The organism is Streptomyces sp. NPDC019937 (assembly GCF_040631655.1).
Classification (GTDB): domain Bacteria; phylum Actinomycetota; class Actinomycetes; order Streptomycetales; family Streptomycetaceae; genus Streptomyces.
Window position 1 is genome coordinate 1 of the sequence record NZ_JBEYAL010000100.1, and the last position, 5,825, is coordinate 5,825.

Sequence of the window (5,825 nt, forward strand, 5' to 3'; positions counted from 1 at the left end):
GTGTTGGATGCGTTGGCGGTGTCGCGGCGGGCGCGGGGGTTGGCTGGTGTGTCGTTGGCGTGGGGTATGTGGGAGCAGGCCGAGGGGATGGGTGGCCGTCTGGGCGAGGCGGACATCGACCGGCTTCGGCGTCAGGGGTTCCCGCCGCTGTCCACGCGGGACGGGCTCGCGCTGCTGGATACGGCTTTGCAGGTCAATGAGCCCGTCGCGTTGCCGGTCGCGCTGCGGACCAGCGCGCTCGCCGGGTTCCGGGACAGTCTGCCGGGTGTGCTGCAGGCGCTGGTCCCGGCCACTCCCCAACAGCGCCGCACCGCAGGCCGGTCCGCCACTGGCAGCGGCAGCGCGCTGGCCCGGCGTCTGCTCGGGCTGTCAGCGGATGAGCAGGAGCGCATGCTGCTGGATCTGGTGCAGACGTCGGTTGCCGGGGTACTTGGACATGCTTCCGCCGCGGCAGTCGAGCCGACCAGGGCGTTCAAGGATCTCGGTTTCGACTCGCTGACCGCTGTGGATCTGCGTAATCGGCTCAGTGGCGGGACCGGGCTCCAGCTGTCGGCCACGATGGTGTTCGACCACCCCACCCCTGCCTCCCTCGCCGGGTATCTGCGTGAGCAACTGCTCGGCGTGGTCGAGGAGCAGGCGGTGGAAGATCGCTCTGCTGAGCGTGCGGGTGCCGTCGATGAGCCGATCGCGATCGTTGGCATGGGCTGCCGCTACCCAGGTGGCGTGACCTCGCCCGAGACGCTGTGGGAGCTGGTGGACTCCGGTGGCGACGGGATGTCGCCGCTGCCGGTGGACCGTGGCTGGGACACGCAGGTGCTGGACGACATCGCGGCCGTCGGGGGTTTCGTGGAGGATGCCACGGAGTTCGATGCGGAGCTGTTCGGGATCTCGCCGCGTGAGGCGCTGGCCATGGATCCGCAGCAGCGGCTGCTGCTGGAGACCTCGTGGGAGGCGCTGGAGCGGGCGGGCATCGACCCGTTGTCCCTGCGCGGCACGGCCACTGGCGTGTTCACGGGTGTGTCGGCCAACGGCTATGCCAGTGGCCATGAGGACGAACCGGACACGGAGACCGAGGGGTATCTGCTCACCGGCAGCACGCCGAGCGTCGCATCGGGCCGGTTGTCGTACGTGTTGGGCCTGGAGGGTCCGGCGGTGTCGGTGGACACGGCGTGCTCGTCCGCATCGGTAGCCCTGCACCTGGCGTGCCAGGCGCTGCGCGCGGGCGAGTGCGAGATGGCGCTCGCCGGAGGCGCGACCGTGATGGCCACGCCGGGCATCTTTCTGGAGTTCTCGCGACAGGGCGGGCTGGCCGGGGACGGCCGGTGCAAGTCCTTCTCGGACGCCGCGGACGGCACCGGATGGTCCGAGGGCGGCGGAATCCTCATACTGGAGCGGCTTTCGGACGCGCGACGCCGGGGGCACCCGGTGCTCGCGGTCGTGCGCGGGAGCGCGGTCAACCAGGACGGTGCTTCCAACGGCCTGACCGCGCCGAACGGCCCCTCCCAGCAGCGCGTCATCCGCCAGGCCCTGGCGAACGCGCGCCTCTCGACCTCCGAAGTGGACGCAGTGGAGGCCCACGGCACCGGCACCACGCTCGGCGACCCGATCGAGGCACAGGCACTGCTGGCGACGTACGGCCAGGGCCGTGACGGTCAGGATCCCCTGTGGCTGGGCTCGATCAAGTCGAACATCGGGCACAGCCAGGCCGCGGCCGGCGCGGCGAGTGTGATCAAGATGGTCATGGCGCTGAGGGCACAGCGACTGCCACGAACCCTGCATGTGGAAGAGCCTTCGTCCCACGTGGACTGGGAAGCCGGGGCGGTCGAGCTGCTGACCGAGGCCCGTGCCTGGCCGCGCGGTGAGCGGCCACGTCGGGCGGGCGTCTCGTCGTTCGGCATCAGTGGGACCAACGCACACGTCATCATCGAGGAAGCACCGACCGGTGATCCGGCTGTCGATGCGGAGCCGGAGGGCTGGGACGATCCGAATGAGCGGGACGACCGGCCGTCGGCCGGGCTGCCGCTGGTCCCCTGGGTGCTGTCCGGCCGGAGCGAACAGGCGGTGCGGGCGCAGGCCGGGCGTCTGACCGCCTTCCTCGGCGCGTACGAGGAGCGGTTCCCCGCCGCCGTCGATGTCGGGATGTCGCTGGCGACCACCCGCGCCGTGCTCGACCACCGTGCCGTGGTGCTGGGTGCCGACCGCGACGCCCTGCGTGTCGGGGCGGCGACCTTCGCGACCCCGACCGCCACCGACGCCACCGACGCCACCGACGCCACCGAGGCCACCGTGGTGTCCGGTGTGGTCGGCGACGGCCGGACGGCCTGGATGTTCACCGGCCAGGGCAGCCAGCGGCGCGGCATGGGTCGCGAGCTGTACGAACGGTTCCCGGCCTTCGCCAGGACCCTGGACAAGGTCTGCGCCTGCCTTGACACAGAACTGGAGGGCAGCGCCGCGTTCAAGGTGCCCGTGCGGGATGTGCTGTTCGCCGACGAGAACTCCGCCGAGGCGGAGTGGCTGGACCAAACCGGCTACGCGCAGACCGCGCTCTTCGCCGTCCAGTCCGCGCTGGTGGACCTCCTACGCTCCTGGGGAGTACGCCCGGACGTGGTGCTGGGCCACTCGATCGGCGAACTGGCCGCCGCCTACGCCGCCGGGGTCTTCGAACTGGCCGACGCTGCCCGGCTGGTGGCGGGGCGCGCCCGGTTGATGCAGGCGCTGCCCTCCGGCGGCGCGATGGCGGCGATCGAAGCCACCGAGACCGAGGTCGGCGGGATTCTGCACGGACTTCCCGACAGCGAGCGGGCGGCGGTCGCGGCGGTCAACGGCCCCACCGCCGTGGTGATCTCCGGCGACGAGGACGCGGTCGAACAGGTGATGGACGCTGCGCGGGAGCGCGGCCGCCGGGTGTCGCGGCTGCGCGTCAGCCATGCGTTCCACTCGCCGTTGATGGAGCCGATGCTGGCGGAGTTCGCCGAGATCGCGGCGAGCGTCACGTACCGGCAACCGATTCTCCCAGCGGTCAGTACGGTCACCGGCGAGCCGGTCGGCGAAAAGGACTGGGCGAACCCGGACTACTGGGTGAACCAGGTCCGGCAGCCGGTTCGGTTCCATGACGCGATCGAGGCGACCACGGGCGGGCAGGGTGCCGGCCGACTGCTGGAGATCGGGCCCGACCCGGTCCTGACGGCACTGACCCGATCCGGAACCGACAGCGCGGACCCCGCGTTTTCCGTGGCCGCATTGCGTGAGGGCCATGCCGAGGCCGCAACCGTGCTGACGGCGGTGGCCGAGCTGTTCGTACGCGGGGCCAAGGTCGATTGGGCGGCGGTGTTCGCCGGGACCGGGGCCGAGCGGGTGGACCTGCCGACGTACGCGTTCCAGCGCCGGAGGTTCTGGCTGCGGGACCGCAAGACCCAGCGTGCGACTACAACCGACGTGGGCCTCGACGCTGCCGAAGCCGGGTTCTGGAACCTGGTTGAGCAGGGCGATGTGGCATCCCTTGCCGGCCAACTCGGCGTCGACGCGGGCACACCGCTGGACACCGTGCTGCCCATGCTGTCGACGTGGCGCAAGCGGCAGCAGGAGCAGTCGGCGCTGTCGGGCTGGCGCTACGGGGTGGTGTGGAAGCAGATGACCGTACCGAGTGCGGGCCGCCTGTCGGGGACGTGGCTGCTGGCAGTGCCGGAACGGCTGACCGCCGCCCAGGACGGATTGGCCGAGCAGTGCGTACAGGCTCTGCGGGCGGGCGGCGCGGCTGAGGTCACCGTGCTGACCCTCGCCGCCACGACGAGCCGCGAAGCGCTCGCCGACCGGATCCGCGCGACCTCGGCGGACGGCGTGGTGTCCCTCTTGGCATGGGCCGAAGCCGATGCGCGAGAACCCGGTGACGGACCGGTGCCCATCGCGACCGCCACGACGCTGGCGCTGGTGCAGGCATTGGCCGACGCCGAGGCCGAAGCGCCCCTGTGGTGCCTGACCCACTCAGCGGTTTCCATCGGAGCGGGCGAGCGGTTGGCCAACCCCGCGCAGGCCCAGCTGTGGGGCCTGGGCAAGACGGTGGCCTTCGAACAGCCTCAGCGCTGGGGCGGTCTGGTCGACCTGCCCGAGGACGTCGGGAGGCAGGGCCTGACCCGCCTGGTGTCCGTCCTGGCCGCGGGCCGCACGGACCGCCGCGCGGAAGGCTACGAGGACCAGGTCGCCATACGATCCTCGGGCGTGTACGCGGCCCGGCTGACGCGCGACACCGCACGGGGAGACGGCGACGGCTGGCAGCCGCACGGCACGGTCCTCATCACCGGCGGCACCGGCGCTCTGGGCGCGCATGTGGCACGTCGGCTGGCCTCTCGTGGTGCGGAACACCTCGTGCTGGTCTCCCGGCGTGGGGCACAGGCGCCGGGCGCGGCGGAACTGCGGCAGGAGCTGACCGAACTCGGCGCGCGGGTCACCGTCACCGACTGCGACATCGCCGACCGCCGGGCCCTCGCCGCCGTGCTGGACGGCATGCCCGAGGATGCGCCGCTGACCGGTGTCGTACACACCGCGGGGGTCCTGGACGACGGGGTGGTCACCGAGCTGACGCCGGAGCGGCTCGCCGGGGTGCTGGCCGCGAAGGCGGACGCGGCGCGGCATCTGCACGAACTGACGGCCGACCTGGAACTGGACGCCTTCGTGTTGTTCTCCTCCATCGCCGGGGTCCTCGGCAACGCGGGCCAGTCCGCGTACGCGGCGGGCAACGCCCACCTCGACGCCCTCGCGCAACACCGGCGCGGTCTGGGGCTGCCCGCCACATCGGTGGCCTGGGGGCCGTGGGGCGGCGACGGGATGGCGGCCGACGGAGTGGCCGAGGAACGGTTCCGCCGTTCCGGCGTTCGTGTACTGGACCCGGAGCGGGCGGTGGCGGCCCTCGACCAGGTACTCGCCGACGGCCGGGCCTGCGCGACCGTCGCCGACGTGGACTGGGAACGCTTCGCGCCTTCGCTGACGCTGGCCCGGCCCAGCGCGCTCATCGCCGACCTGCCCGAGGCAGCCGCGGCACTGACCGCGACCGCCGACGCGGGCGCCCAGGAGGCCGGCGAGCTGACCCGGCGGCTGCGGGACCTGCCCGCGTCCGAGCGGGAGCAGTCGCTGCTGGATCTGGTGCAGACCCAGGTCGCTGTCGTGCTGGGGCACTCGTCCGCCGCCGCGATCGACGCGGACCGCGCGTTCAAGGACTTCGGCTTCGATTCCCTGACCGGGGTGGATCTGCGTAACCGGCTCACCATGGCCACCGGGCTGCGGTTGCCGACCACGCTCGTCTTCGACCACCCGACCCCGGCCTCGCTCGCCGGCTATCTGCGTGGCGAGCTGTTCCCGGACGACGGCGACGACGCGGACCCCGGTCTGGACGAGGAGCGGCTGCGGCGCGCGCTGGCTTCCGTGCCCCTGGACCGGTTCCGCGCGGCGGGACTGATGGACGCCCTGGTGCGGCTGGCCGCCTCCGGAGAGGACGAGCCGGAAGGGACGGAGTCCGCGGAGGAGGGGGCGATCGCGGAGCTGGACGTCGACGATCTCGTACAACTGGCGCTCGGCGACGACGAACCCTTCGAACAGGACTGATCGGGGTCACAACAGATGAGTGCACCGTACGAAAAGGTCGTCCAGGCGCTCCGGAAGTCGCTGGAAGAGACCAACACGCTCAAGAAGCGGAACCAGCAGCTTCGCGCGGCCGCCCGCGAACCGATCGCGATCGTGGGTATGGGCTGCCGGTTTCCCGGTGGGGTTTCTTCTCCTGAGGATTTGTGGGAGATGTTGGTTTCGGGTGGTGACGGGCTGTCGTCGTTCCCGGT

General features: G+C 71.8%; 2 protein-coding genes. Both read left to right on the forward strand.

The window, feature by feature from the left end; all coding sequences use genetic code 11:
* Positions 1 to 87: 87 nt before the first annotated feature.
* Positions 88 to 5,595: a type I polyketide synthase gene (locus ABZ562_RS40970; protein ID WP_361490519.1), complete on the forward strand. Its 5,508-nt coding sequence runs from the start codon at positions 88 to 90 to the stop codon at positions 5,593 to 5,595.
* Positions 5,596 to 5,610: 15 nt separating this feature from the next.
* Positions 5,611 to 5,825, forward strand: a 215-nt coding sequence (locus tag ABZ562_RS40975; RefSeq protein WP_361490522.1) for a beta-ketoacyl synthase N-terminal-like domain-containing protein, incomplete at its 3' end; no start/stop codon positions are given.